The sequence below is a fragment of the Qipengyuania aquimaris genome, assembly GCF_020171965.1.
In the GTDB taxonomy this organism is placed as follows: Bacteria; Pseudomonadota; Alphaproteobacteria; order Sphingomonadales; family Sphingomonadaceae; genus Qipengyuania; species Qipengyuania aquimaris_A.
In genome coordinates this window covers 1,073,541-1,099,220 of record NZ_JAIUZK010000001.1, presented here as the reverse complement: position 1 = coordinate 1,099,220, position 25,680 = coordinate 1,073,541, and the positions used below count along the sequence as shown (strand labels likewise).

Annotated in this window: 23 protein-coding genes; 11 read left to right on the top strand and 12 right to left on the bottom strand. The window is 62.6% G+C overall.

Annotated elements, in window-relative coordinates:
• Positions 1–38 precede the first annotated feature (38 nt).
• Positions 39–566, top strand: coding sequence for a hypothetical protein (locus LCM24_RS05375; protein WP_224803062.1), 528 nt, complete (start codon positions 39–41; stop codon positions 564–566).
• Here LCM24_RS05375 and LCM24_RS05370 read toward each other — a convergent pair.
• Together LCM24_RS05370 and gyrB are read right to left on the bottom strand one after the other, a co-directional pair.
• On the bottom strand, positions 563–1,642 hold the full coding sequence (locus tag LCM24_RS05370) for an AI-2E family transporter (RefSeq protein ID WP_224803061.1): 1,080 nt from the start codon (positions 1,640–1,642) through the stop codon (positions 563–565). The genes LCM24_RS05375 and LCM24_RS05370 overlap by 4 nt on opposite strands.
• A 19-nt stretch (positions 1,643–1,661) precedes the next feature.
• Positions 1,662–4,202: a DNA topoisomerase (ATP-hydrolyzing) subunit B gene (gene gyrB / locus LCM24_RS05365; protein ID WP_224803060.1), complete on the bottom strand. Its 2,541-nt coding sequence runs from the start codon at positions 4,200–4,202 to the stop codon at positions 1,662–1,664.
• A gap of 128 nt (positions 4,203–4,330) precedes the next feature.
• Between gyrB and LCM24_RS05360 the strand changes: the two genes are divergently transcribed.
• Both LCM24_RS05360 and LCM24_RS05355 read left to right on the top strand, forming a co-directional pair.
• Positions 4,331–5,716 carry an L-serine ammonia-lyase gene (locus LCM24_RS05360; RefSeq protein WP_224803059.1) on the top strand — a complete coding sequence of 462 codons (1,386 nt, stop codon included), beginning with the start codon at positions 4,331–4,333 and terminating at the stop codon, positions 5,714–5,716.
• Positions 5,710–6,414, top strand: a complete 705-nt coding sequence (locus tag LCM24_RS05355; RefSeq protein WP_224803058.1) for a ZIP family metal transporter — start codon at positions 5,710–5,712, stop codon at positions 6,412–6,414. The genes LCM24_RS05360 and LCM24_RS05355 overlap by 7 nt, the downstream gene beginning before the upstream one ends.
• Here LCM24_RS05355 and LCM24_RS05350 read toward each other — a convergent pair.
• Entirely contained in the window at positions 6,411–7,304 is an 894-nt protein-coding gene (locus tag LCM24_RS05350; protein WP_224803057.1) for an alpha/beta fold hydrolase, read from the bottom strand. The two genes, LCM24_RS05355 and LCM24_RS05350, sit on opposite strands and share 4 nt — an antisense overlap.
• A gap of 178 nt (positions 7,305–7,482) precedes the next feature.
• On the opposite strand from LCM24_RS05350, the gene LCM24_RS05345 reads away from it, so the two are divergent.
• Positions 7,483–7,869, top strand: a complete 387-nt coding sequence (locus LCM24_RS05345) for a PilZ domain-containing protein (RefSeq protein ID WP_224803056.1) — start codon at positions 7,483–7,485, stop codon at positions 7,867–7,869.
• A gap of 9 nt (positions 7,870–7,878) precedes the next feature.
• On the opposite strand, the gene nadB is transcribed toward LCM24_RS05345, so the two are convergent.
• Positions 7,879–9,456 (bottom strand): L-aspartate oxidase, encoded by a 1,578-nt coding sequence (gene nadB / locus LCM24_RS05340; protein WP_412093790.1) that lies wholly within the window; start codon positions 9,454–9,456, stop codon positions 7,879–7,881.
• Positions 9,457–9,585: 129 nt separating this feature from the next.
• On the opposite strand from nadB, the gene LCM24_RS05335 reads away from it, so the two are divergent.
• Positions 9,586–9,774 carry a hypothetical protein gene (locus tag LCM24_RS05335; RefSeq protein ID WP_090476753.1) on the top strand — a complete coding sequence of 63 codons (189 nt, stop codon included), beginning with the start codon at positions 9,586–9,588 and terminating at the stop codon, positions 9,772–9,774.
• A gap of 4 nt (positions 9,775–9,778) precedes the next feature.
• On the opposite strand, the gene LCM24_RS05330 is transcribed toward LCM24_RS05335, so the two are convergent.
• Positions 9,779–10,717: an ABC transporter ATP-binding protein gene (locus tag LCM24_RS05330; RefSeq protein WP_100259932.1), complete on the bottom strand. Its 939-nt coding sequence runs from the start codon at positions 10,715–10,717 to the stop codon at positions 9,779–9,781.
• A 55-nt stretch (positions 10,718–10,772) separates the two neighbouring features.
• On the opposite strand from LCM24_RS05330, the gene LCM24_RS05325 reads away from it, so the two are divergent.
• The 4 genes from LCM24_RS05325 to LCM24_RS05310 all read left to right on the top strand — a co-directional run bounded on the left by LCM24_RS05325 (position 10,773) and on the right by LCM24_RS05310 (position 13,534).
• Positions 10,773–11,033, top strand: coding sequence for a zinc-finger domain-containing protein (locus LCM24_RS05325; RefSeq protein WP_090476750.1), 261 nt, complete (start codon positions 10,773–10,775; stop codon positions 11,031–11,033).
• Between the two features lie 54 nt (positions 11,034–11,087).
• The gene (tldD, locus tag LCM24_RS05320; protein ID WP_224803054.1) at positions 11,088–12,512 is read left to right on the top strand and encodes a metalloprotease TldD; all 1,425 of its coding nucleotides are present in this window, start codon (positions 11,088–11,090) and stop codon (positions 12,510–12,512) included.
• A 63-nt stretch (positions 12,513–12,575) separates the two neighbouring features.
• Positions 12,576–12,986 (top strand): hypothetical protein, encoded by a 411-nt coding sequence (locus LCM24_RS05315; protein WP_224803053.1) that lies wholly within the window; start codon positions 12,576–12,578, stop codon positions 12,984–12,986.
• Positions 12,983–13,534, top strand: a complete 552-nt coding sequence (locus LCM24_RS05310) for a DUF924 family protein (RefSeq protein WP_224803052.1) — start codon at positions 12,983–12,985, stop codon at positions 13,532–13,534. The genes LCM24_RS05315 and LCM24_RS05310 overlap by 4 nt, the downstream gene beginning before the upstream one ends.
• On the opposite strand, the gene LCM24_RS05305 is transcribed toward LCM24_RS05310, so the two are convergent.
• The 7 genes from LCM24_RS05305 to LCM24_RS05275 all read right to left on the bottom strand — a co-directional run bounded on the left by LCM24_RS05305 (position 13,524) and on the right by LCM24_RS05275 (position 22,117).
• Positions 13,524–14,171 carry an endonuclease III domain-containing protein gene (locus LCM24_RS05305; RefSeq protein WP_224803051.1) on the bottom strand — a complete coding sequence of 216 codons (648 nt, stop codon included), beginning with the start codon at positions 14,169–14,171 and terminating at the stop codon, positions 13,524–13,526. The genes LCM24_RS05310 and LCM24_RS05305 overlap by 11 nt on opposite strands.
• A 6-nt stretch (positions 14,172–14,177) precedes the next feature.
• On the bottom strand, positions 14,178–14,891 hold the full coding sequence (locus tag LCM24_RS05300) for an endonuclease III domain-containing protein (RefSeq protein WP_224803050.1): 714 nt from the start codon (positions 14,889–14,891) through the stop codon (positions 14,178–14,180).
• A 41-nt stretch (positions 14,892–14,932) separates the two neighbouring features.
• Positions 14,933–15,715, bottom strand: coding sequence for a class I SAM-dependent methyltransferase (locus LCM24_RS05295; protein WP_224803049.1), 783 nt, complete (start codon positions 15,713–15,715; stop codon positions 14,933–14,935).
• A 71-nt stretch (positions 15,716–15,786) separates the two neighbouring features.
• Positions 15,787–17,361 (bottom strand): glutamine-hydrolyzing GMP synthase, encoded by a 1,575-nt coding sequence (gene guaA / locus LCM24_RS05290; RefSeq protein ID WP_224803048.1) that lies wholly within the window; start codon positions 17,359–17,361, stop codon positions 15,787–15,789.
• Positions 17,362–17,485: 124 nt separating this feature from the next.
• Entirely contained in the window at positions 17,486–17,968 is a 483-nt protein-coding gene (locus tag LCM24_RS05285) for a hypothetical protein (RefSeq protein ID WP_224803047.1), read from the bottom strand.
• A 54-nt stretch (positions 17,969–18,022) separates the two neighbouring features.
• Complete coding sequence (locus tag LCM24_RS05280; RefSeq protein ID WP_224803046.1) at positions 18,023–20,068, bottom strand: toll/interleukin-1 receptor domain-containing protein; 2,046 nt, start codon at positions 20,066–20,068, stop codon at positions 18,023–18,025.
• Between the two features lie 492 nt (positions 20,069–20,560).
• Positions 20,561–22,117: a class I adenylate-forming enzyme family protein gene (locus LCM24_RS05275; RefSeq protein ID WP_224803045.1), complete on the bottom strand. Its 1,557-nt coding sequence runs from the start codon at positions 22,115–22,117 to the stop codon at positions 20,561–20,563.
• 349 nt (positions 22,118–22,466) lie between these two features.
• On the opposite strand from LCM24_RS05275, the gene LCM24_RS05270 reads away from it, so the two are divergent.
• Together LCM24_RS05270 and LCM24_RS05265 are read left to right on the top strand one after the other, a co-directional pair.
• Positions 22,467–22,967 (top strand): TonB C-terminal domain-containing protein, encoded by a 501-nt coding sequence (locus tag LCM24_RS05270; protein ID WP_224803044.1) that lies wholly within the window; start codon positions 22,467–22,469, stop codon positions 22,965–22,967.
• A gap of 580 nt (positions 22,968–23,547) precedes the next feature.
• Entirely contained in the window at positions 23,548–25,602 is a 2,055-nt protein-coding gene (locus LCM24_RS05265) for a ribonucleoside-diphosphate reductase subunit alpha (protein ID WP_224803043.1), read from the top strand.
• The last annotated feature ends 78 nt before the right edge of the window (positions 25,603–25,680 follow it).

Sequence of the window (25,680 nt, the reverse complement as noted above, 5' to 3'; positions counted from 1 at the left end):
GCTTGCGAACCCATGGCGTGCCGCGTTAGAAGCGCGCCATGGTTCGCACCCTCCGCAATTTCATCGTCCTCTTCGCGCTCGCCTGGTCTTCGATGGCCGCGGCGGCGGTCGAGATCACGTTCCACTCCTTCAACGGCTCCGTCTTCGCCGGACGCTACCCGCATACATTCGTGTCCATGACGGGTACGCTGGAAGATGGCACCACCGTGAAGGAGAATTTCGGGTTCTCGGCCAAGCGCGCGACTCCTGCCGTGCTGCGCGGCCCGGTCGAACACATCGTGATGACGGAAAAAGAGAAATGGCTGACCAAGACGAACCGCCATTTCACTCTCCAGATGACCGACGCGCAGTACCGCAAGGTGAAGAAACTGGTCTCCGAGTGGCGCAATGCACCGGGCAAGTTCTATGATCTGGACACGCGCAACTGCATCCATTTCGTCGGGGAGATCGGCCGTATCCTTGGGCTGACGATCGAATATCCCGACGATATGCTACGCCGCCCGAAGAAATGGCTGAACCACATCAGCGCGCTTAATCCTAAGCTTGGCGCCGCCGCGATCGACTAGGGCGTCGCGGTCGCCGCAGCAGCCGCGCGTTGCTCGCTCAGGATGCCCCATCCGGCAAGAAACAGGCCGACGATTAGCGGCCCGATGACAATCCCGGACAGTCCCGCGAGGGCGATGCCGCCAAGCGTCGAAACAAGGATCAGCCAGTCGGGAATACCCGTGTCGCGCCCGACGAGAATGGGGCGCAGGATATTGTCGATCATACCGATGAGCGCGACGCCCGATATGGCCACGACCACGCCTTCCCAGATCGCTCCGGTCGCCAGCAGGTAGATCGCAGCCGGCACCCAGACGATGGCCGGGCCGACCGCCGGGAGCAGCGAGGCAATAGCCATGATGACCCCGAACAGCAGGACCGACGGCATGCCGACGACCCAGAAGGTGATCGCACCCAGCGCACCCTGCACCAGCCCCACGACGATTGAGCCCTTGATCGTGGCCCGTACGATACCAAGAAACCTCCCGGCCAACCGCTCTGAAATGGACTGATCGAAAGGCAGGGCTCGCAGGATAGTCCTGCTGATTTCCTTGCCATCGCGCAGCAGGAAGAAACTGACGTAAAGGCCTACAGCGAAGGCAAGCACGTAACCGAACACGCTCCCGCCAAAGGCGATCGCCTGCTGCGCGATCAGGCCGAGACTGTCCTGCGCGAATTCCTGCGCCCTTTGCTGCAACGCCGACAGGTCGCCAAAGCCGGATGCGCTGAGCGAAGCCTGGATATTCGCGGGCAGCGCGCCGAAGACCTGTTCGAACCAGTCGGCCACGTCGATGCGGCCTTGCTGGAAAGCGACCACCAGGCCCGCCGCTTCGTCGACCACTTCGCTGCCGATCCAGAACGCGGGCAGGATGACGGCGACGAAGATGACCAGCAGTGTCAGGGATGCCGCCAGGCTATCGCGACCCGGCAGGCGCGCAAGGAACCAGCGCAGCAGGGGCTGGAACATGATTGCCGCCAGAGCAGCCCAGAGCATGGGCTGGAGGAACGGCAGGACGACCACCAGCAAGGCCAGTGTGATCAGTCCGAGGAACAGCAGGAACCCGCCCTGTTCGATTGCCTTCCCGCGTTGCGCCTCCATCCCGTCCTGCCCCTTGTCGTCAGACGTCGAGGTTGGCGACGTTGAGCGCGTTCGCCTGGATGAATTCGCGGCGCGGCTCGACTACATCGCCCATCAGGCGCGTGAAGATTTCGTCGGTCACGTCCGCATCCTCGACCTTGACCTGCAGCAGCGCGCGGTTGTCCGGATCGAGCGTGGTCTCCCACAGCTGTTCGGCGTTCATTTCGCCAAGGCCCTTGTAGCGCTGGATCTTCTGGCCCTTGCGTCCCGCGGCCATGACGGCGTCGAGCAATTGCGTGGGCAGGGTGATCGCGCTGTCGTCGATGAAGGCGGGCGCATCGGCGTCGGTCTCGTCGGCACTTTCCGGATCGACCGGCTCGGCCTCGCCGCTGTCGCCTTTCACGAGGCGAACTGGCGCGCCGTAGACTTCCGCATGCTCTCCGGCGACGCGGTGAAGCTTGCGGGCCTCTGCGCTTTCCATGAAGGCAGGTTCGATCTCGTGCACATCGGTGACGCCGCGCCACAGGCGGAAGAAGCGGACCATGCCGTCTTCCCGGGTTTCGGCCGTCCACTTCGCTTCGGGATCGCCCATCTGGAGGTGCGCCGCGGCACGGTCGAGACCGGCTTGCCGATCGCCGTCGGGGTCGAGCGCGCCGGTCAGCGCCATCGCCTCGATCAGGTCGAGCTTGTACTTGCGCGGCACGAATGCGAGCAGATTGCGCATACGCAGCCCGTGCTCGACCAGCTGGCCCATTCCGGCGGCGGGGATCGAGCCTTCCTTGGTATCAAGATGGTGCCCGGACAGGCCCTGATCGATCAGGTAGCGGTCGTAGGCGGCCTGGTCCTTCAGATAGACCTCGCTCTTGCCGCGCGTGACCTTGTAGAGCGGTGGCTGGGCGATGAAGAGGTGCCCCGCCTTCACGATCTCCGGCATCTGGCGATGGAAGAAAGTGAGCAGCAGCGTGCGAATATGCGCACCGTCGACGTCGGCGTCGGTCATGATCACGATCTTGTGATAGCGCAGCTTTTCCAGGTTGAATTCATCGCGCAGGCCCGTGCCCATCGCCTGGATCAGCGTGCCCACTTCCTTGGACGAAATGATCCGGTCGAAACGGGCGCGTTCCACGTTGAGGATCTTGCCCTTGAGCGGAAGGATGGCCTGCGTCTTGCGATCGCGGCCTTGCTTGGCCGATCCGCCTGCGGAATCACCCTCGACCAGGAAGAGTTCGCAGTTTTCGGGATTGCGATCCTGGCAGTCGGCCAGCTTGCCGGGCAGCGAGGCCACGCTCATCGCGCCCTTGCGGCTCATTTCGCGGGCGCGGCGCGCGGCTTCGCGTGCGGCGGCCGCATCGATCACTTTCTGGACGATGGCCTTCGCGTCATTGGGATTTTCCTCCAGCCACTCGGTCATCTTCTCGCCCATCAGGCTTTCGAGCGGCTGGCGCACTTCGGAGGAAACCAGCTTGTCCTTGGTCTGCGATCCGAACTTGGGATCGGGCAGCTTGACCGAAACGATCGCGGTCAGGCCTTCGCGCATGTCCTCGCCGGACAGGCTGACCTTTTCCTTCTTCATCAGGCCCGATGCCTGCGCGTAATTGTTGAGCGTACGCGTCAGCGCGGCGCGGAAGGCGGCGAGGTGGGTGCCGCCGTCACGCTGCGGGATGTTGTTGGTGAAGCACAGGACGTTCTCGTAATAGCTGTCGTTCCACTCCAGCGCGACGTCGATGCCGATGCCGTCCTTTTCCGCGCTCACGGAAATCGGTTCGGCAACCAGCGCCTGCTTGTTGCGGTCGAGCCATTTGACGAAGGCCGCGATGCCGCCTTCGTAGAACAGGTCGTGTTCCTGGACTTCCTCGCTCCGCTTGTCGCGCAGCAGGATGCGCACGCCGGAGTTGAGGAAGGCGAGCTCGCGGTAGCGATGTTCCAGCTTGTCGAAATCGAATTCGGTGACGTTCTTGAAGGTCTCTTCCGACGCCTTGAAGGTGACGCGGGTGCCCTTCTTGAGGCCATCGTCGTCGCCATTGCTGGCAACCGGCGGGGCATCGCCCACGACGCGCAGCGATTCCACGGCTTCGCCATGTTCGAAGCGCATCCAGTGTTCCTTGCCGTCGCGCCAGATGGCCAGTTCCAGCCATTCCGACAGGGCGTTCACCACCGACACGCCCACGCCATGCAGGCCGCCCGACACTTTGTAAGCGTTGTCGTCCGAGGTGTTCTCGAACTTACCGCCGGCGTGCAGCTGGGTCATGATGACTTCTGCCGCTGAAACGCCCTCTTCCTTATGCATGCCGACCGGAATGCCGCGACCGTTGTCTTCCACGCTGACGGATCCGTCGGCGTTGAGTTCGATCAGCACCAGGTCGCAATGCCCGGCCAGAGCTTCGTCGATGGCGTTGTCCGACACCTCGAAAACCATGTGGTGCAGGCCCGATCCGTCATCGGTATCGCCGATGTACATGCCGGGGCGTTTGCGCACCGCGTCTAGGCCCTTGAGGACCTTGATCGAATCTGCGCCATATTCGTTGGAATTGCGGGCTTTTTCGCCCTTTGCGCCGGAGGCGTCCTGAGTGTTCTCGTCCATGCCCATTATATAGGCTCTGGACGGGCAAAAACCAAAGGATTCGGGGCCAATTTACCCACAGGCACGGCCAGCGAAGGTTTCAAGTGAAACCGGTTGATTCTGCACCGGTTTAGGCGCATCCATGCGCCATGCTTTCGGTACTCGACATCTTCCGGATCGGGATCGGTCCTTCGTCCTCCCACACGGTGGGGCCGATGCGGATCGCTGCGCTGTTCGCACGTGCGCTCGCCAAGTCGGGCAAGCTTGACGAGGTGGTGACTATCAAAGTCGAATTGCAAGGGTCGCTGGCGCTGACAGGGGTCGGCCACGGCACGGTCGATGCGAGCATTCTGGGCCTTGCCGGCTTCCGGCCCGATCGCACCTGTCCGGACGAGGCGCAGGCAGCGCTCAAAACCGTGCGAGAGGAGAGGCGCCTCTGCTTTGCCGGGAAGCGCGAGATCGTATTCGACCCCGACAGGGATATCGACCTTGCCGGTCACATCATTCCCGACCTGCATCCCAACGGGATGAAGCTGGCGGCGCGCAGCGCCGACGGCTCGGTCCTGCTGGAGCGGACCTATTATTCGACCGGTGGCGGCTTCGTTGCCAGCGAAGCGCAATTGAAGCGCAAGCCGAAGAACGACCGGATCAGCACCGGCACGCTGACGCCGTTCGACTTCGGATCGGCCAAGGAGCTACTCGCAAGTTGCGAGGCGACCGGCATGAGCGTTGCCGAACTGGTGCTGGCGAACGAGGACGCCTTCCGCCCGCGGGAAAAGACGCTCGCCGGGATCGACCGGATCGCGCAGGCGATGGACCAGTGCATCGACCGCGGCCTTTCGCAGCGCGGAATCTTGCCGGGCGGCCTTAAGGTGGAACGGCGTGCGCCCGACCTGTGGGACAAGCTTTCCGTCAATCCGCAATCTAACGAGCGCGAGCAATTGTTCGACTGGCTCAATTGCTATGCCATGGCGGTGAACGAGGAAAATGCCGCGGGTGGCCGCGTCGTCACCGCGCCGACCAACGGTGCGGCCGGGATTATCCCCGCAGTGATCCGCTTCTACTGCCAGACCGCAGACGAAATGCCCTGTACCGAGAGCCGCCGCACATTCCTGCTCACGGCAGGCGCAATCGGCCTACTCTACAAGCAGCGGGCCAGCATTTCCGGTGCTGAAATGGGCTGCCAAGGAGAAGTAGGCGTTGCCTGTTCGATGGCAGCGGGCGGCCTGGCCGCACTATGGGGCGCGACCCCGCCTCAAGTTGCGAGCGCTGCCGAAATCGGGATGGAGCACAATCTCGGCCTCACCTGCGATCCCGTTGGCGGATTGGTGCAGGTGCCGTGTATCGAACGCAATGCGATCGGCGCGGTAAAGGCCGTCAATGCTGCGCGCCTCGCCCTTCACCGGACCGGTGCGGAGGGGTGTGTCAGCCTCGACCAGGTCATCGAGACGATGCGCCAGACGGGCCTCGACATGTCGAGCAAATACAAGGAGACCAGCCAGGGCGGGCTGGCGGTCAACGTTATCGAATGCTGACCTTGCTGGCCGTCGTTTTCGTCGTTTCGGGCGCCCTGATCGCCGGGGCCGCCTGGGGGATTTACGGCCATCTGCCCAAGAAGCTCGAAGGTTTCCTCGTCGCCCTTGCAGGCGGGGCCCTGCTGCTGAGCGTGACCACCGAGCTTATCGAACCTTCGATAGAAAAGAGCAGCCTGCTGCACGCAATGCTTGGCGTCGCGGCAGGGGCGCTGGTGTTTACCGTCACCGACTATCTCATCGACGAGCGCTGGAATTCGGAATCGGGTGGCGGCCTGCTGGCTGCCATCACGCTCGACGGGATCCCCGAGAACCTTGCGCTCGGCGTCGCCTTGATCGGCGCGGGCAGCATGGAGGTGGCGGCGCTTGCCGGTTCGATCCTGCTGTCGAACCTTCCCGAAGCCGCGGGCGGCGCTAAGAGCATGGCCGAGGCGGGACGCTCCAGGGGCAGGGTCATGCTGCTCTGGATCGCGACCGCGATGCTTCTGTCGGCTGCCGCGATTCTCGGGAACATGCTGCTGGACGAGGCGAGCGAGGGAACGCTCGCCATCATCCGCTGTTTTGCCGCCGGTGCGGTGGTTGCCAGCCTTGCGACCGAGGTCTTCCCGAAGGCCTATCGCGAGGACGCGCATCTGGCCGGAATCGCGACCGCGATCGGGGTTATCCTCGCCTTCGCCCTGGGCAGCCTGGGTGGCGGTTAGGCCGCAATGCTCTCGCGGGCGTGAGACGCGATCTCGCCCGCGAGTTCATCGACCAGTTCCAGCGGCAGGTCATGGCCCCAGCCGGGGATCGTTTTCAGCTTGGCGTTGGGTATGCACTCGGCCGTGTGCTTGCCGCCTTCGCACGGGACCAGCGGATCGTCTTCTCCGTGGAGCACGAGGGTCGGCACTCTGATATCGCCCAGCATGGAACTGCGGTCGCCGTCGGCAACAATCGCGGACAGGTGCCGCGTCGGCCCTTCGGGATAGAAGCTGCGGCGTACGCTGGTGAGAGTCCGCTCGCGCAGCCGCTCTTCGGGCGAGGGATAGCCGGGCGAACCGATGGTCCTCGCCAGCATGATGCCGTGCGAGACCAGCTCTTCTTCCGCATCGCTTTTCGGGCGGGTCACCAACGCCTGCAGCGCTTCCTTCTTCGCCGGCGGCAGCTTGGGATTGCCGGTCGTCGAAAAGACCTGCGTGAAGGACAGGCAGCGGTCGGGATACTTTGCCGCGACATGCTGCGCGATCATGCCGCCCATGCTCGCGCCGACGATATGCGCACGCTCGATGCCGAGGGCATCGAGCAGGCCGATCCCGTCGGCTGCCATGTCGGCAAGCGTATAGGGCACGCGCGGGTTCAGGCCGATCTTGCTCATCAGCGTCATCTTGACGAGACCGGGGGCCTTCACCCCGTCGAACTTCTGGCTGAGGCCGATGTCGCGGTTGTCGTAGCGGATAACGCGGAAGCCATGGCCCACCAGTTCATCGACCAGCTCGTCGGGCCAGAGCGTCAACTGCGCGCCAAAACCCATAATCAGCAGCATCGCGGGGTCTTCCGGCTTCCCGTGCTCTTCGTAATGGATTTCGATCCCGTTCGCAGTGGTCTTGGGCATCAGGCGCTCTCCCGGCGGTTGTGCAATCGGGCAACCATCTGCCTTACTTTGGTTGCAGTTGTCCAATGCAACCTATCCTGGCGCTCGCGCCGCCCTCGTGGCGAACCGGGGCGGATGGAGACGCAGTCGTATTCATACAAGCCTTTTCGCTACGGTTTGCTAGGTTCGCGCTTGTGAAATGGGGGTCAATCTAATGGAACGCCGCGCTGCGGAACGCTACGATGCGTCTTCCACGATCCCTCTCCGTGCGCCTGGTTTCGAAGGGGAAGGCCGCATTTCCGACCTCTCCCTGGCCGGATGTCGGCTCAGGGATATCGAGCCCGGCGGACTTGAAAGCGGGCAAAGCATTACACTCTCCCTGATCGAAAACATGGACGCTTCCGGCATCGTTTGCTGGGCGAAGGGGCGCAGCGCAGGCGTCAGGTTCGACGCGCCTATCGCAATGGCGACGCTCGCCTACTTCCGCTTTGCAGAGGGCATAGATGTCCCGGAAGACACCAATGTCGACGGGTTCGGCAGGGTGCTGCCGCCGCTGGATCCGCGCACGGTCGCACCGCCCGAATAGGGGCTTCTCTCAGGGAACGAGAACGGTGTCCCGCGCAATCGGGTCGGTTTCCGGATAATCCAGCGTGAAATGCAGGCCGCGGCTTTCCTGCCGCTTGAGCGCGCTCGTCACGATCAGGTTTGCGCATTCGAGCAAATTGCGCAGCTCGATAAGGTCGGTGGTCACGCGGAAGTGGCCGTAATAATCCTCGACCTCGTCGCGCAGCAGGCGGATGCGGTGCGCGGCGCGTTCGAGCCGTTTCGTAGTGCGCACGATCCCGACGTAGTTCCACATGAACCGGCGGATCTCGGTCCAGTTCTGCTTGATCACGACTTCCTCGTCGGAGTCCGTCACACGGCTTTCATCCCACGGCAGGATTTCGGGCGGATCGTCCAGCTCGTCCCAGCATGACAGTATGTCCTTGGCCGCAGCTTCCCCGAAGACGAAGCATTCGAGCAGGCTGTTCGAAGCGAGGCGATTGGCGCCGTGGAGCCCGCTTTCGGTGCATTCGCCCGCCGCCCAGAGGCCGGGCAGGTCGGTGCGCGCATCGAGATCGACCTTCACGCCGCCGCAGGTGTAATGTTGCGCGGGGACTACGGGGATCGGCCCCTTCGTCATGTCGATGCCGAGCCCCAGCAGCTTTTCATGGATCGTCGGGAAATGTTCTTTCACGAACTCCGGCGGCTGGTGGCTGATGTCGAGATGGACGTAGTCGAGGCCATAGCGCTTGATCTGGTCGTCGTTTGCGCGCGCCACGATATCGCGCGGGGCCAGTTCCATCCGCTCGGCGTCGTATTTTTCCATGTAGCGCTCACCCGTGACCGGGTTGAACAGGCGGCCGCCTTCGCCGCGAACGGCCTCTGTAATCAGGAAGTTCTTCACCTCCAGATTGTAAAGGCAGGTCGGGTGGAACTGCATCATCTCCATGTTGGAGACCCGCGCGCCTGCCCTCCAGGCCATCGCGATGCCGTCGCCCGTCGCACCGCGTGGCGCGGTCGAGAACAGGTAGACGCGGCCAGCGCCGCCTGCCGCCATAACGGTCGCCCGCGCCAGATGGGTGACGACCTTGCCGCTTTCCTCGTCCAGCGCATAGGCGCCCCAGACCCGGCCCGATCCCGAATAATCTTTCTGATTGCGGCCCGTCACGAGGTCGACGCAGCTCTGGTTCGGCAGAAGGGTGATGTTGGGGTTCTCTTCCGCCGCCTTGAGCAGGGCGGCCTGCACCGCCCAGCCGGTCGCGTCGTTCACATGGACGATGCGGCGATGCGAGTGCCCGCCTTCGCGCGTGAGGTGCAGATCGCCCTCTTCGCGGTTGAAGGGGACGCCCAGTTCGCACAGCCGGTCGATCGCCTTGGGCGCCCGCTCGATCACGAATTCCACCGTCTCGCGGTCGTTCAGGCCGCCGCCCGCGACCATGGTGTCGCGGATGTGGTTGTCGAAGGTATCGCCTGCATCCAGCACGGCCGCGATGCCGCCCTGGGCCCAGGCCGTCGATCCGCTGGTCAGCTTGCCCTTGGCAAGGACGAGCACCTTCTTGTGCTCTGCCAGTTCGAGTGCGGCGGTCAGTCCGGCGGCGCCGGACCCGATGACGAGAACGTCGTGTGTCATGCCCTGCGTCATGCCCATGCAATCGCCATGCGGCAAGCAGAGAACGACTCGGCGAAAACCGGGTTAACCATGGCTAACAGCGCGTTATGGCCCGAATCGACAGGGGCAGGACTTTGGAGGGTCGCAACAATGAAAATGGGATTGCTCGCCTGCGCATTCGGGCGACATACGGTCGATTACGCAAACATGCGCAAGGCCGGCGGAATGCATGTCGGCAGGTGCCGCTGCTGCAGCACGCCGATGGAAGAAGTGGAACCGCACGTTTGGGAAAAGCTGCGGGTGAAGGACGCCGGACTGGGGCCGCGCAACTTCGTCTGAAAGATCAGCCCGCGCCGGTCAGCTGGACGAAGACGTCCTCCAGGTCGGCCTCGCGCGTGGTGACGTCCTCGATCGTATAGCCGTGTGACTGGACGAGCGCGAGCACCTGGCCCGCGCTCGCCTTGTCGCGGTCGAAGGTGATGTCGAGGCGGCGCGGTTCGACCACTTCGGATTTGAGGAAAGCGGGCTCGACGATCGGGCCGCCCAGGTCCTTGTCGACGGTCACCGATACGATCTTTTCCCGCGCCATGCCGATCAGTTCCTTGGTCGGCTTGTTCGCGATGAGCTCGCCGTGGTTGATGATGGCGATCTGGTCGCAGAGCTCTTCCGCCTCCTCGAGATAGTGGGTGGTGAGGACAACGGTGACACCCTCCGCGTTCATCTCGCCCACAAGTTCCCACAATTGGCGCCTCAGCTCGACGTCCACCCCGGCGGTGGGTTCGTCCAGCACGAGGATCGGCGGCGAATGCACCATCGCCTTGGCGATCAGTAGGCGGCGTTTCATCCCGCCCGAAAGCGAGCGCGCATAGGCGTTGCGCTTGTCGGCAAGGTGGACGGCGGCCAGCAGTTCCTCGCTGCGCCGGTCGCTCTTGCCGATCCCGTAGAACCCGCCCTGGTTCTCCAGCACCTCGAACGGCGTGAAGAAAGGGTCGAACACGATTTCCTGCGGCACGATCCCGATCGAGCGTTTTGCATTGCGCGGGCTTTCGTCGATGTCGAAACCCCAGATTTCTGCGCTGCCTGATGTCTTTCGGACGAGGCCGGCAAGGATGTTGATGATGGTCGACTTGCCCGCGCCATTGGGGCCCAGCAGGCCGAACACACCGCCCTGCGGCACATCGAAACTCACGCCTTTCAGGGCCAGCTTGCCTTCTTCACCCGGTCCGCTCGGGGCGTAACGTTTGACAAGGTTATCGATGCGAATTGCAGGAGGAGTTGTCATGTCAGTGCCTCTAGGCGCTTGAGGCGCGCATAAAAACCCATTATCGGCACCCGCCATGAGCCTGCCTCCTCCCGAAGTGTCCAAGGTCACCACCCGCCGGGTGTGGTGCGACGGTGCAACCGACATCCGCAGCGGCGAGAATTACAAGCCGATCGCGCTGGGCCATCCCAAGGTCTATCTCGAGATCGACGAGCACGGCTATGTCGATTGCGGCTATTGCGACCGTCGCTTCGTGCTGGAAGGCGGACCTGCCGACGGTGTCGACCAGTCGACGCTGATGGATATTTCCGAAGGCGGCGATCCGGGCCACCGCTAGGCCCTCCCGCCAACACCCCTCGCCAAGCGTTCTAAGCGTGCCTACATTGGCGGCATGACCATTGCCTCCGACCCGCACGCCCTCATTTACGGCAACAAACTCACCCCCGAAGAAGCGCAGTCGCTGACGCGGCGCCTGCTGTCGTCCTGCGACGATGGCGAGCTGTATATGCAGTTTATCGCGTCCGAGGCCTTTGGCTTCGATGATGGCCGCCTGAAGACCGCTGATTACAGCCGCGATTCGGGCTTCGGCCTGCGGGGCGTCTCCGGCGAAACCACCGGCTTCGCCCATGCCAACGACATCAGCGCAGCCGCCATCGCGCGGGCTGGCGAGACGCTGCAATTGCTCGACCCGACGAAGAGCCCGGTGGCGGCGGCGCCGGAAAGGACCAACCGGCACCTCTACACCGATCTGTGCCCGCTGGACCTCGTCCCCTTCGAGGAAAAGGTCGCGCTGCTGGAAAAGATCGACGCGGTCGCACGGGCCAAGGACCCGCGCGTGGCGCAGGTCTCCGCCAGCCTTCTCGCCAATTGGAGCGTGGTCGAGATCGTGCGGCCCGATGGCTACACTGCCCGCGATATCCGCCCGCTGGTGAGGCTGAACATCCAGGTGGTGGCCGAACAGAACGGTCGGCGCGAAACCGGCTTCTTCGGGCTCGGCGGCCGCTATCTCTACGATCGCTTGTTCGACGAAGGTGCGTGGATGCGCGCGATCGACGAATCGGTACGACAAGCGCTGGTCAATCTCGAGAGCGTGGCGGCCCCGGCGGGCGAACAGACCGTCCTGCTCGGCTCCGGCTGGCCGGGCGTCCTGTTGCACGAGGCGGTGGGACATGGCCTCGAAGGCGATTTCAACCGCAAGGGCACCAGCGCCTTTTCCGGCCGCATCGGCGAGCGCGTCGCCGCGCCGGGCGTCACGGTAATCGACGACGGCAGCATGGCCGAGCGCCGCGGATCGCTCAGCATCGATGACGAGGGCACACCGACGCGCGAAACCGTGCTGATCGAGGACGGCATCCTCAAGGGCTATATGCAGGATCGCCTCAATGCGCGACTGATGGGAGTGGAAGCGACGGGCAACGGCCGCCGCGAAAGCTACCAGCATGCACCCATGCCGCGCATGACCAACACTTTCATGCAAAGCGGGACCGACGATCCGGATGAATTGCTCAGCCGCCTCGACGACGGCATTTACGCCACCAGCTTCGGCGGCGGGCAGGTCGATATCACGAGCGGCAAGTTCGTCTTCGCCTGCACCGAGGCCTACAAGGTCGAGAAGGGCAAGATCGTTGCCCCGATCAAGGGCGCAACCCTGATCGGCGATGGTCCCAGCGTCCTTACGCGGGTCAAGGGCATCGGCAACGACATGGCCCTGGACGAGGGTATCGGCATCTGCGGCAAGGGCGGGCAGAGCGTGCCTGCCGGCGTGGGCCAGCCGACACTTTTGATCGACGGGATCACGGTCGGCGGAACCGGCTGACCGCAACTCATGCGCGGTTCAGGCGTAGTGTGTTACATAGTCCCAAGCATCAGGAGACTCGTCATGATCAAACGCCTTGCACTTGCCACCGCCGCCCTCGGCCTGCTGGCCGCACCCGCCGTCCAGGCGGACGACCACAAGGAAATGACGAAGGGCGAGGCGAAGCTCGCAAAGATGCTCGAAGGCCGCGTAGCCGGCGAGCCTGAAAGTTGCATCACGACTATCGGTTCGCGCTCCATGCAGCGCATCGACGACACGGCGCTGGTCTATAAGTCCGGCAAGACGATCTGGGTGAACTACACCAAGACACCCGAATCCATCGATGACGGCGACTACCTCGTGATCCGCAAGTTCAGCGGCTCGCAGCTCTGCCGCACCGACCAGGTCACCACGCGCGACCGCGCCTCCAACATGTTCAGCGGCGTCATCTTCCTCGACGACTTCATTCCCTATCGCCTGCCCGAAGAAGGGTGAGCGACAATAACGAAGACTGGGTGCGCGCACTTCTGCGCACCTGGTTCGAGGAGCTCGACAGCTCCGACTGGTATGCATCCTCTCCCGAGGTCGATGCGATGCTGCGCGACCGCTTCGGCGATGATCTGGAGCGCGAAGGCGTCAAGCCCGCTGCCAGCTTCCTCGGCGAACTCGATACGGCGCGCGCGGCAATCCTCCTGTTCGACCAGATACCGCGCAACATCCATCGCGACACGGCAAAGGCCTTTGTGTGGGACCCTTTGGCGCGGGAATTGACGCATGGTGTGCTGGAGCGCGGCTGGCTTGCCGGCTTGGAAACGGCGGAGAAGCAATTCGTCCTGATGCCGCTGATGCACAGCGAGGACATCTCGGATCAGGACCTTTGCGTAGAACTGTTTGCCCAGCACGTGCCCGGCGCACTCGATTTCGCCAGATCGCACCGCGAAATGATCGCGCGTTTCGGACGATTCCCGCACCGTAACGAGGTGTTGGGGAGGGAAACTACGCGGGAAGAAAAGGCGGCGATCGAAGCCGGCTTCAGCTGGTAGAGCCGAAAAATTCGCACAAGTGCGAGACGGGGCATCGCGGACATTTGGGCGCGCGCGCCGTACAGATCCGCTTACCGAACTGGATCAGCCAGAAGTGCCCGTCTGCCATGGCCCATCCGGGACTGCGCTCTTCCAATTGGGCCGCGGTCTTGTCCGCCGTCTTGGCCGCGGTCAGTCCGATGCGATTGCAGACCCGGTGGACGTGGGTGTCGACGGCAATCACGTCCTTACCGAACGTAAAGCTCAGCACGATGTCCGCGCATTTGCGCCCTATGCCGGGGAGCGACAACAGGCCTTCCCGCGTATCGGGCACGATCCCGTCGTGATCCTCAAGAAGGCTGTGGCAGAAGGCGCGGATATTGCGCGTCTTCATATTGTAAAGACCGCAAGGCTTTATCGCGGCGGCGATTTCTTCGTCGTCTAGCGCCAGCATCTCTTGCGGCGTTTTTGCGAGCGCGAAGAGCCGACGCGCAGCCAGGGCCGTATTGCGGTCGAGCGATTGCGCGGAAAGCATGCAGGAGATGCAGGACCGGAAGGCGTCGGGCTGGCCCTTGGGGCCTTTCGCGCCCGGCGTGCGACCCGGCATCTCACCCGCAAGGATACGGTAGACTTCCTCGACTTGGCGCTCGTCCAGCATGGACGATCAGCGATTGCCGACGCGCTCGGTTCCGGTCTTGCACAGCGATAGCGCAAGGCAAGTGGCGCAGTCGGGCGACCCGGGGCGGCACCATGTCTGGCCGAGCTTCTTCATCAGCAAGTGATGTTCATCGAAAGTCGCGCCGTCCCACTCTTCCGGCATCACGGGCATGATCGCTTCGAAGGCGCGATCGGTGGTGGCTTTGGGCGGGACCAGTCCCATGCGCTGGAGGATACGGGTGTGATGGCCGTCGAGGACGATGGCACGCCGGTCCAGCGTACTTGCATTCATCACGCCTGCCGCGATCTTGCGTCCGATGCCGGGTAGCTGCTCCAGCCAGCGCATGGCGGGCAGCGTTTCCATATCCGCGAGGTGGGCCAGATCGACTGCGCCGCGCCGCTCGACCAGCGAATTGAGGCTACCCTTCAGGCGCTCGGCGGCGATATTGGGATAGGTCTGCGTCGCCAGTTCCGCCTGCAATTCTTCCAGTGGCGCCTCGGCCACTTGCTCCCACGATCCATAGCGTTTGAGCAGGCGATCGGTCGCGGCATTGGAAATCTCGGACTTGGTCCGCGCACCGATAACACCCTGGACCAGCACCCACTCCGGCTCGCGCCATTCAGCCGCGGCCCTCTCGATGCGCCCGAAGCGCTGGATCAGCAGAGACTGAAGGCGACGCAGCGTTTCGGTGCGCGGGTCGGGGCCGAGTGGGAGCTGCATCCCTGCGACCTGTAAGCGTCGCTCGGCCGCATCGCAACGCGCTAGAAAGTCAGAGCGGTCGGCATGTCTTCCTTGCGCACAAGGATCATCTTGCGAGGGACGCTATGCCCCTTGGGGTGATCTTCGAAGGACTCTACAGGGGCCTGACTGTCGATCCCAAACGGAGCCTTGGTGAGATCGATGCGCCGGAAATCACCGGTCACGATATCCGAATTTTCAAACCCCGGTTCGACTATGTGCGTCGTCGTGAGCACGTAGCGGTAATCCGTCTTGGCCAGGTTGCGCAGGTATGCGTCGATATCCGCAAAGGACAAATGGAAGAGGAAATCCCGCGCCACGACCAGATCGCACGAAGGGATCGGATCTGTACTGAGATCAGCCACTTCGAAACGTATGCGATCGGATTGGAATGCTTGCCGGTTGCGTTCGATTACCGAGGGGACGATGTCGAGACCGATGTAGTCGACATCCATCTCCGGCAGGATGAGCTTCATCCAGTTCAGATCGCCACATGGGGCATCGACGATTCGTTCGATCTGATACTTTTCGACAAACTTGGGCAGTCTCGCGCGGACCTGCTCGGTATGTGTCAGCTCCGATCCTCCCCCGCTTCCGGATTCGTCGCTCTTCCAGAGGTTTTCCTCGTAGATCTGGGTGAAGCGTTCCTGTGCGGTGCCGCGTTGCAGCATTCGCGCATACTTCCGGCGCAAGGGCGCTTCGGAGATGGTGCGATACGCAATCCAGAACGGATATTTGACGAGAGCACGGATGGTGGGCAGCAGCCCGTCCTTGCGGTACTTCCATTTCAGCTTTTCGACGATCATCGGCGACCCCTTACGACACTTTGGATGCAACCTAGGCGATTGCCGTTGGCTTCAGAACCTCTTCGCCAATCTTATTCCCACTCGATCGTGCCGGGCGGCTTGCTCGTATAATCATAGACAACGCGATTGATGCCCTGGACTTCGTTGACGATGCGGGTGGCGCAGCCGGTAAGGAAGGCCGCGTCGAAGGGATAGACATCGGCGGTCATGCCGTCGGTGCTGGTCACGGCGCGTAAGGCACAGACGCTGTCGTAGGTGCGATAATCGCCCATCACACCCACGGTCTTGACCGGCAGCAGCACGGCAAAGGCCTGCCAGATCGCGTCATAGAGGCCCGCCTTGCGGATCTCGTCGAGATAGATCGCGTCCGCCTTGCGCAGGATGTCGCAGCGTTCCTTGGTGACCTCGCCCGGGATGCGGATCGCAAGACCCGGTCCGGGGAAGGGATGGCGGCCGACGAACATGTCGGGCAGGCCCAGCTCGCGGCCCAGTTCGCGCACCTCGTCCTTGAACAGTTCGCGCAGCGGCTCGACCAGCTTCATGTTCATACGTTCGGGCAGACCGCCGACATTGTGGTGGCTCTTGATCGTCACGGATGGCCCGCCGGTGAAGCTGACGCTTTCGATGACGTCGGGATAGAGCGTGCCCTGCGCTAGGAAATCCGCACCGCCCACGTTCTTCGCTTCGGCTTCGAACACGTCAATGAAGGTCTTGCCGATGAACTTGCGCTTGGCTTCCGGGTCGGTGACGCCCGCAAGGCCTTCCATGAACATTTCTTCGGCGTCCACGACGACGAGCGGGATGTTGTAATGGTCGCGGAACATGGTCTCGACCTGCTCGCGCTCGTTGAGGCGAAGGAGGCCATGATCGACGAAGACGCAGGTCAGCTGGTCGCCGATCGCCTCGTGGATGAGGATTGCCGCGACCGAACTGTCGACGCCGCCCGACAGGCCGCAGATCACCTTGCCGTCACCCACCTGTTCGCGGATTTCGCGGACCTTGGTTTCGCGATAGGCGGCCATGGTCCAGTCGCCTGCAAGGCCGCAGACATGGCGCACGAAATTGGCGATCAGCTTGCCGCCATCGGGCGTGTGGACCACCTCGGGGTGGAACTGGGTGCCGTAGAACTTGCGCTTTTCATCCGCGATCACTGCAAAAGGCGCACCGTCGGAAATGGCGACGATTTCGAAGCCGGGGGCGAACTTGGTCACCTTGTCGCCGTGGCTCATCCAGACCTGGTGGCGCTCGCCTTCTTTCCAGAGACCGTCGAACAAGGCGCATTCCTTGGTGACGGTCAGGAAGGCGCGGCCGAATTCGCCGCCTTCGCCGGTTTCGTGGCCCGGACGGACTTCGCCGCCGAGCTGGTGGCTCATGACCTGCTGGCCGTAGCAAATGCCGAGAATCGGGATGCCCGCTTTGAACAGCATCTCGGGCGCGCGCGGACTGCCTTCCTCCGGCACGCCTGCGGGCGAACCGGACAGGATGATGCCCTTGGGCTTCAGGCGATGGAACGCCTCTTCGGCCTGCGTGAACGGCGCGATTTCGGAATAGACACCCGCTTCGCGCACGCGGCGCGCGATGAGCTGGGTAACCTGGCTGCCGAAATCGACGATGAGGATGGAATCGGGAAGGTGTGCGTCGTCCATGCGTGGCGGTTACGGCGCGCTCGACAGCCTGTCCAGAGAAGGACGCAATCTATCCCGTGGCGGCAATTGCCGGCGCGCCGGCGGGGGATCAGATCCTTGGCGATCCCCCGGTCGGCATGCGCGCTTATCCCGGCTTGTTGATGATCTTCGGATCGCAGATCAGCCGGCTGCCCCCGTCCTTGTCGACATAGGCAATCAGGCAGTAGGCGTATTTTCCGCCGTCGTTGTTCTTGTCCATCAGCATGAAGTTCGCCGGAGTTTGAGACTGATTCACGAGAAATTCCTCATCGCCGGTAAAGGGCGGATTTGACCCGCTTTTTTCAGGGTCGCTGTCCTTCCCTTTCGAGATCAGGATATTCTGATCGGTATCGGTGCCGTAGAAGAAGCTGGCGTTATACGTTTCCCCGTCGATCGTGACGTGGGGCGATGCCCAATCGAAAGTGATGTCGGTTTCGCCGCTCACGTCGGACAGGTCGATTTTGCCGTTGTCCTTTAAAACGTTCGGGCTCCCTGATGTTTGCTCGAATGTGAAATCGCCTTTGTAGGTGGTGCCGCTCTTCTGCTTCACATTGTCCACTGTGACCTTGATTGTGACGTCGTTCGTCATGTCATGTATCCCTTCTGTGCAGTGTATCATCGTTGACTGGCGTGCCGGTGGCTCTCATCGAGAGATCCCCACCCAGCGTTCGACAGCCGTCGTTGCACCCGTTTTTCTTAGTATGTCCCGTAGTTCCCGCGCTCTCTCGCTCTCGCCGATCTTGCTCGCGGCGGCGCGGCGCAGCGCGATAGCCGGGATATCAACCATCTCTCCGGCAGGCGGTTTGATCTCGAGCGCCGAGGTAAAAGCTTTCCTCGCGTTGGCAGGCTGCCCGTCGCGCTCCCAGCCGACCCCTTCAAGGTAGTGGGCAGCAACCATCATGCGCTCGAACTCTACGTCGGTGGACGCGAGACTTTTCCTGACATCTGCTGCCAGCGAGCGATGAACTGCGGGCCTTTCGTCGGATCGATCCGTTAGCGCCCGGGTCACGTCCAGCGCGAGATCCTCAACGATGTTCCAGTCGCGATTCTCCGGATCGAGCGCCGCCAGCTTCGAGAGCAGTGCGTCATACCGGTCATAGTCCTGGCTTGCGAGCCTGGCGCGTCCGGTCGACCAATACAGCTTTCCGCGCGTCAGCAAGCTGACCATGTAAAGGGAGAGCGCAAATGTATCGTCTGGCTCAATGGATACCTGCCTGTCCCCCTCGGCGACGGCTTCGTTCAGGGTCGCGAGTGCAAGGTCGGTGCGCCCCGTCCACGCCTGCAACCGTCCCATTGCGGATTTGGCGCCCACCATCCGCCGTCGTACGATATTGTTTGCAGGGTCCTGGATGGCCAGCGCTTCCAGCAAGTCCACCTCGCGCCGTCGTTCCTCCATCGAGGCGGCAAGCTTGCCCGATTGCTCGAGCGTCGAAGCGATCCACGAATAGGCATCGGCCAACTCCAGTTCCTGTTCGATCGGACGGCCCTCCGCACGGGAGATGGCGTCGATCGCGTCCGCGCTTTTCCGGAAATAAGTGAGCGCCTTGCCGATTTTGCCTTCCTCGAAACTCAATGTCCCGAGATTGCTCAGCGAATATGCCTCTTCCTTCTGCCACTGAAGATTGGTGCGGTCCTTTGCGGCCAATCGGCTCGAGATGGCGGCGTACCCTTCCATGGCCCTGCGCGCTTCGGATTTCTTGCCATGCTGCCAGGCGATGTAGCCGACCCAGAAAAGGCTCTGCCCGTGGTTGAACATGCGGTCGGGATCGTCGGGTTTGCGCTCAAGGAGAGCCTGTGTCGTGCGCGCGGCCTGTTCGAAAGCCGGCAATGCCTCCTCGTTATTGCCGCGCACGTTTTGGACCTCTGCCACCAGCATGGTCGCGCGGGCCCGGCGACCAAGTTCCGTATCCGACAGGTCTTTCAGTTTCTGCCGAGCATAATAATCCATCGCGCGCTTGCCGACGCCGTCGAGCACTTCCAGCCGCCCGACCGGCTCCAGTTGCTTGCGCAGGTCGGTGAGCATGTATTCGATAAGGCCGTCTGCCTCGGCGCGCTGATCGCGGGCCTCGTTGCGCTGGTCGATCGCGTAGAGGGCGAGGCCCGATGTCCCGACCATGCCCACCAGCGAAGCGGCGGCGACCATGGCGAGCCTCTTCTGCCGTCGCGCTGCATCGCGCTGGACCAGGCTGTCGAGATCGATGTGGGCCAGGCCGGCAATCAGCTTGAGCTTGGCCAGCTTCCTGCCATCGCCATCCGGCCGGATATCGGCTGCGATGGGTTCGGATGCAGCGTCGGTAGGTTCTCCGTCATCGTAGTGGACCAGCAAGGGGGCAGGGAAATTGTCCGGCGGCTCGCCCTCGACGATGACGGGGAAGATCCCGCGGTCTCCGTTCAGCCGTTTGTAAAGATCGATCTCGCGCGCGATCCACGGGGACTGCGCGGCGCTCGGCGAACACAGGACGATCAGGGCATCGCTGGCGCGGATCGCCTGTTCGATCGCTTCGCCAAGGTTGTCCGCAGCCGGAAGTTCGTCGCGATCCTTGAAGATCGGCTGGAGACCCTCGCGACCCTTCGATCCCGAGCCCTGATCGGGTAGCCGATAGGTTTCAAGCGCATGATGCAGCCAATTCGCAGACCGCTTGTCGCGGTGCGAATAGCTGATGAATGCCTTGTAACGACGTTCGGCCAAGCTTCCTCTCCGGATGCGACCCCGGATACGACTCGGCAACCCCCAATTTTTTCAAAAAGTTGGAGCAAAATTGCGTGGTTTGCAATCTGATCGAGCCCAATTGGCCCGATTATGTTGCGTAAAACGCAACATGTCCTGACCTTTTCTCACTTTCGTTCGCGGTGCCGCAATATTATTACAGGCCTCACAGCCGGGAACGGAACAGTCTCCCAAGTCCTTCCGACCGGCACAGAGATGGCGTCAGGCTCTCCCCTAAGGGTCCTGTCGTCGCCTTCCTCGCGCGGAACCGCTGGCCCTTGTGGCCCATGCGTTCTCCTGACGCTCAGCCTTTCCGGCGCGAGGCGATATGGCAGCGAGTAGAGACGCGGCCGCCCACACCTCCTCTCCCCCTCCCCCCAAGTGTCGGCGCCGCGTCTCGAACGCGGCGACCGCACATCCTTGTCGTAATTGGTCGGCGCCGCGTCGCGAACGTGGCGACCGGCTTCTATTGTCTTACTCGGGAGCGCCGTGCTGCGCGGCAAGGTCACGCAAATCGGTCTTCAATAGCTTGCCGATATGGCTGCGCGGCATCTCGTCGATCGCGTGTAGCTGCGCCAGGCGCTGGGTCTTGCCCAGGCGGCCATTGACCGCGTCCCTGATTGCATCCGTCCCGCGCGCATCCTTTGCCAATTGCACGAAACCGACCGGGGTCTCGCCCCATTTACGCGACGGCATTCCGATGACCGCCGCCTCGATGACATCGGCTTCCTTCATCAGCTCGTTCTCGAGGTCGACCGGATAGATGTTGAACCCGCCCGAGATAATCATGTCCTTGGCGCGGCCGACAAGTTCGACAAAGCCTTCCGCATCGACACGGCCGATGTCGCCCATCCGCTGCCAGGTCTCCCCGGTATCGGGATCGGTCCAGTAGCCCTCCTGCGTCTGGTCGGGGCGGTTCTTGTACCCGCTCATCATGGTGTGGCTGCGCCCGACGAGGTTCCCGGGCGTTCCGGCCGGAACTTCGCGATCCTCATCGTCGAGTACCCTGAGCTCGCTGCCCGGGGCAGGTCGACCAACCGTGTGCAGCTTGTCCGGAAACTTGTGCGCTTCGAGCAGGCAAACCACGCCGCCTTCGGTCATCGAGTAAATCTCGATCAGGGCACCCGGCATCCGGGCCAGCACCTCGCGCTTCAGGTCCGCGGGGAAGGGTGCCGAGGTGCAATATTTCAAGAGCAGCGAGGAAAGGTCGAACTCGTCGAAGCGCGGCTCGTCCATGAGCCGCTGGTACTGGACCGGCACCAGCATCGTGATCGCCGTCTTGTCTTCTGCGGCATGGGTAAGCCAGCCGATCGTATCGAACTTGCCCATGATCCTGACGGTGCCACCCGCAAGCAGGGCCGGGAGGAAGGCCACCATCGTGGTGTTCGAATAGAGCGGCGTGGAGGCGAGCGTGCGCACGGGTATGCCGGCTTCGAGCCAACTGGATGCAGTCGCCGCGAACTGTCGCCAGCGCATCTGGTGCGAATGGACGATGCCTTTCGGAGTGCCCGTTGTGCCCGACGAGTAGATGATATTGAACGGATCTGCGGGCGCCGGATCCGATACGGGGGCCTTGCTCCCTGCGGGCGCCATCCAGTCGTCGAGCGCTTCGTCGAGAACTACAATCTCGAGCCCCGCAAAACGCGCTTCGCCGACCTCGTCCAGCTTGGCCCTGGTCACGAAAAGGTGCCGCGCGCCGCTGTCCCTGGCCATGGCCTCCAGCTGATCTGCACTGGCGCTCGTGGTGAGCGGAGCCGCGACCCCGCCTGCCCTTATGGCGGCTAGGAAGACCAGCGCGTAGGGTATCGAGGATATGCCGAGGATGGCGACCGACTGGCCTTGCTCCAAACCGTCATTCACCAGCCGTGCCGCAATGCGCTCGATGCGGTCCGCCATTGAGGCCCACGTCAACGAACCCGTATCATCGCGAAGCGCAGTGGCCTCGGGTTGATGCGTTGCCCAATACGCCAGGACCTGCGTGAAATTGCCGAAAGGCTCGGATAGTGTGGCTGCTGCCGCGTTTGCTCCCATGCGGTTTTGATAGCGCGCGCAAGAGATCTGTCCAGCACGCGGATCCGGCAGCCGAGTCGCAATCGTGGGCTAATGCGATCGTTGCTCTTGAGCGAAGTTTTTGCACACCGCCTCGACACGGCAATGCGGGCCGGAGACCCGATCGATCAATTTGCAGGGTGCGGCGTCAAAAACGTGTCGTGAAATTTGGAAACGGCCCGGGACAGGAGTATCGTGCCGCCGATCCGGGGAGTTCCGCAGACCTTCTCGGATCGGATCGACCATAGACCGTCATCGCAACAACACACAGTCGCACATCGTGTGATACTCTCTGCGGCCGATCATCCCGTCTTATGAAAGGATGATCACCATGACTAAATTTACAGTAGCACTATTCGCCACCGCGGCAGCGGCAACAATGCTTGCCGTCCCACTGTCCTCGCAGGAAATCGTCGTTTCCGCGCGCAGCGACCAGGCATTCGTGGAAGAGGTTTCCAGAGACCTGAATGCTAAGCTGAGCCGGATGCGGATCGATCACCGCTGGACTCCCAGTGGCATCGTGAAGGTGCGTTTCCAGGCCGGCCCCGACGGGCGCCCGGTGGAAATGGAGACTTATGAATCCTCCGGTAGCAAGCGGCTAGACAGGAGAGTCCAGAATGCCGTCGGTCGCATCGACTCGCTCCTGCCGCTGCCCGCAAGCGCTGGACCCGATCCGATAATCCAGGCGAACGTAATCGTCGCCTCCGGTCGCCGTACGCGCGAATCCCTCGAGCGCGAGCTCGCCGAATCGGAGGCACGCCGCCTTGCATCGAACGATCCCGAGGAACGCGCGGTGCTGGCTCTCAACATGGCGCCGTCACCCAGTTCCTGACCCTCCCCCAGGGCAGGAGCCGGCTCGGCGTCGAGGCGGTATCTGTCTGCGGGGTGCCGCCTCGCGTCGGGTCTGCCACATGGAAAGGGCCTCGCATGGAGCGGGGCCCTTTTTCGTATCTCGATTCTAAAATTGCGCGTCCGGATTCGGACCGTGCGCAATCCCGCGATGGGAAATTTGCCCGCAAAAATTTTTTCGCAATTTCATTTTGGGGCTTGCGCAGCGCTAAAGTCCAGCTTGGTCCACGCGTCGCTGCGTTGCATCATGGTGATACACCTTGCCGCAGCCGTGCGATTGCGAATTAATTCCGCCTTTACCCTCTTGCACGCGAGTCCGCTCTGATTCACTATCTAGTGGTCGGTCACCGGGGGGTACCCACAAGACCTAGAGATTTCGGCATTCGTCCCCATATGGGTTGAGTGCCGTTTTCCGGTCGGCCCTGTGGGGAAAAAGGGGATAAGTTTTCAACCCGAAGACCGGCGAAATTGCTAGGCAGGACACACCGCTTGGCGACTCGAACAAGAGCCGGAAGGCAAGCGGGCAACGTCCCGCTGCGCAACAAACGAGAGTGGGGCACGACATGGATTTCAAGAGCGGGGACGAAGCGGCGATGGGACTGGATCTGGACACTCAGGACAGCGACGAAGATACCGCACCCGCCAAGAAGCCGGCCCCGAAGAAGGACGCGGCGGAAAAGGCAGTGAAAATGGACAAGCAGGACAAGGGCAGCGAAGAACTGGTCGCCGAAGCCGCCGGTGAAGCGATGGCCGGTGCCATGGCCGAAGTCGCCAAGGCTGCCGCGGTGAAAGAGGATTCGAAGAAGGTCCTCGACCGCCGGTTCAACGTGAAGACCGACAGCTCGCGCGACGATCTGCTGACCGTGTTCGGCAAGGAAACGCTCGAAGACCGTTACCTACTCCCCGGCGAAAGCTACCAGGACCTGTTCGCGCGCGTCGCCGATGCCTTTGCCGACGATGCCGACCACGCGCAGCGCCTGTACGACTATATCTCGCGCCTGTGGTTCATGCCCGCAACGCCCGTCCTGTCGAACGGCGGCACGCAGCGCGGCCTGCCAATCTCGTGCTACCTCAACTCGGTTTCCGACAGCCTCGACGGCATCGTCAACACCTGGAACGAGAACGTGTGGCTCGCCTCCAAGGGCGGCGGCATCGGCACCTATTGGGGCAATGTCCGCGGTATCGGCGAGCCGGTGGGCCTCAACGGCAAGACCAGCGGCATCATTCCCTTCGTGCGCGTGATGGACAGCCTGACGCTGGCGATCTCGCAAGGTTCACTGCGTCGCGGTTCGGCCGCTTGCTACATCGACATCACGCACCCGGAGATCGAGGAATTCCTCGAAATCCGTAAGCCTTCGGGCGACTTCAACCGCAAGGCGCTGAACCTGCACCACGGCGTGCTCGTCACCGACGCCTTCATGGAAGCGGTCCGCAATGGCGAGGAATTCGACCTCCTCAGCCCGAAGGACGGTTCGGTCCGCAAGACCGTGGATGCGCGCGGCCTCTTCCAGAAGCTCGTTGAAACCCGCCTTGCCACGGGCGAGCCCTACATCGTCTTCTCGGACACGGTGAACCGCATGATGCCCAAGCATCACCGCGAGCTCGGCCTCAAGGTTTCGACTTCGAACCTGTGCGCCGAAATCACCCTGCCGACCGGCATCGACCATCTCGGCAACGATCGCACGGCCGTCTGCTGCCTGTCCTCGCTCAACATCGAGAAGTGGGACGAGTGGAACGAGGACAAGCAGTTCATCGAGGACGTCATGCGCTTCCTCGACAATGTCCTGCAGAACTACATCGACCGTGCGCCCGAAGAGATGGCTCGCGCCAAATATTCGGCGATGCGCGAACGCTCGGTCGGCCTCGGCGTGATGGGCTTCCACTCCTTCCTCCAGCAGAAGGGCATCGGCTTCGAAAGCCCGATGGCCAAGGTCTGGAACCTGAAGATGTTCAAGCACATCCAGGGCAAGGCGTCCGAAGCATCCATGCTGCTCGCCCAGGAACGCGGCGCATGCCCCGATGCGGAAGAAATGGGCGCGATGGAGCGGTTCAGCTGCAAGATGGCGATCGCACCGACCGCTTCGATCAGCATCATCTGCGGCGGTACCAGCGCCTGCATCGAGCCGATCCCGGCGAACATCTACACGCACAAGACGCTGTCCGGGTCCTTCGTGGTCAAGAACCCCTATCTGGAAAAGCTGCTCAAGAAGAAGAGCAAGGACAGCACTGCGGTCTGGAACTCGATCCTCGAGCATGGCGGCAGCGTCCAGCACCTCGACTTCCTGACGCCGGAAGAAAAGGCCGCGTACAAGACGAGCTTCGAGATCGACCAGCGCTGGCTGCTCGAATTCGCCGCCGACCGCGCGCCCTATATCGACCAGGCCCAGTCGCTGAACCTGTTCATCCCGGCAGACGTCGACAAGTGGGACCTCATGATGCTGCACTTCCAGGCATGGGAGAAAGGCATCAAGTCGCTCTACTACCTCCGCTCCAAGAGCGTGCAGCGCGCCGGTTTCGCAGGCGGCGTCGAAGCGGACAACACCGCCGATGCAGCGAAGTACGAACTGGCCGCCGGCGCAGAGCAGACCGACTACGAGGAATGCCTCGCCTGCCAGTAAGAGAACCCTTGGACGGGTGACAAGACGCGCGCCGGGGCATCCGATGATGGCCCGGCGCGCTCTTTTTGAGGGCCTTGC

Excerpts from the sequence above, each read along its gene's own strand:
- LCM24_RS05375 (WP_224803062.1), top strand. The coding sequence starts at position 39 with ATGGTTCGCACCCTCCGCAATTTCATCGTCCTCTTCGCGCTCGCCTGG.
- LCM24_RS05370 (WP_224803061.1), bottom strand. The coding sequence starts at position 1,642 with ATGGAGGCGCAACGCGGGAAGGCAATCGAACAGGGCGGGTTCCTGCTG.
- gyrB (WP_224803060.1), bottom strand. The coding sequence starts at position 4,202 with ATGGACGAGAACACTCAGGACGCCTCCGGCGCAAAGGGCGAAAAAGCC.
- LCM24_RS05360 (WP_224803059.1), top strand. The coding sequence starts at position 4,331 with ATGCTTTCGGTACTCGACATCTTCCGGATCGGGATCGGTCCTTCGTCC.
- LCM24_RS05355 (WP_224803058.1), top strand. The coding sequence starts at position 5,710 with ATGCTGACCTTGCTGGCCGTCGTTTTCGTCGTTTCGGGCGCCCTGATC.
- LCM24_RS05350 (WP_224803057.1), bottom strand. The coding sequence starts at position 7,304 with ATGCCCAAGACCACTGCGAACGGGATCGAAATCCATTACGAAGAGCAC.
- LCM24_RS05345 (WP_224803056.1), top strand. The coding sequence starts at position 7,483 with ATGGGGGTCAATCTAATGGAACGCCGCGCTGCGGAACGCTACGATGCG.
- nadB (WP_412093790.1), bottom strand. The coding sequence starts at position 9,456 with ATGACACACGACGTTCTCGTCATCGGGTCCGGCGCCGCCGGACTGACC.
- LCM24_RS05335 (WP_090476753.1), top strand. The coding sequence starts at position 9,586 with ATGAAAATGGGATTGCTCGCCTGCGCATTCGGGCGACATACGGTCGAT.
- LCM24_RS05330 (WP_100259932.1), bottom strand. The coding sequence starts at position 10,717 with ATGACAACTCCTCCTGCAATTCGCATCGATAACCTTGTCAAACGTTAC.
- LCM24_RS05325 (WP_090476750.1), top strand. The coding sequence starts at position 10,773 with ATGAGCCTGCCTCCTCCCGAAGTGTCCAAGGTCACCACCCGCCGGGTG.
- tldD (WP_224803054.1), top strand. The coding sequence starts at position 11,088 with ATGACCATTGCCTCCGACCCGCACGCCCTCATTTACGGCAACAAACTC.
- LCM24_RS05315 (WP_224803053.1), top strand. The coding sequence starts at position 12,576 with ATGATCAAACGCCTTGCACTTGCCACCGCCGCCCTCGGCCTGCTGGCC.
- LCM24_RS05305 (WP_224803051.1), bottom strand. The coding sequence starts at position 14,171 with ATGCTGGACGAGCGCCAAGTCGAGGAAGTCTACCGTATCCTTGCGGGT.
- LCM24_RS05300 (WP_224803050.1), bottom strand. The coding sequence starts at position 14,891 with ATGCAGCTCCCACTCGGCCCCGACCCGCGCACCGAAACGCTGCGTCGC.
- LCM24_RS05295 (WP_224803049.1), bottom strand. The coding sequence starts at position 15,715 with ATGATCGTCGAAAAGCTGAAATGGAAGTACCGCAAGGACGGGCTGCTG.
- guaA (WP_224803048.1), bottom strand. The coding sequence starts at position 17,361 with ATGGACGACGCACACCTTCCCGATTCCATCCTCATCGTCGATTTCGGC.
- LCM24_RS05285 (WP_224803047.1), bottom strand. The coding sequence starts at position 17,968 with ATGACGAACGACGTCACAATCAAGGTCACAGTGGACAATGTGAAGCAG.
- LCM24_RS05275 (WP_224803045.1), bottom strand. The coding sequence starts at position 22,117 with ATGGGAGCAAACGCGGCAGCAGCCACACTATCCGAGCCTTTCGGCAAT.
- LCM24_RS05270 (WP_224803044.1), top strand. The coding sequence starts at position 22,467 with ATGACTAAATTTACAGTAGCACTATTCGCCACCGCGGCAGCGGCAACA.
- LCM24_RS05265 (WP_224803043.1), top strand. The coding sequence starts at position 23,548 with ATGGATTTCAAGAGCGGGGACGAAGCGGCGATGGGACTGGATCTGGAC.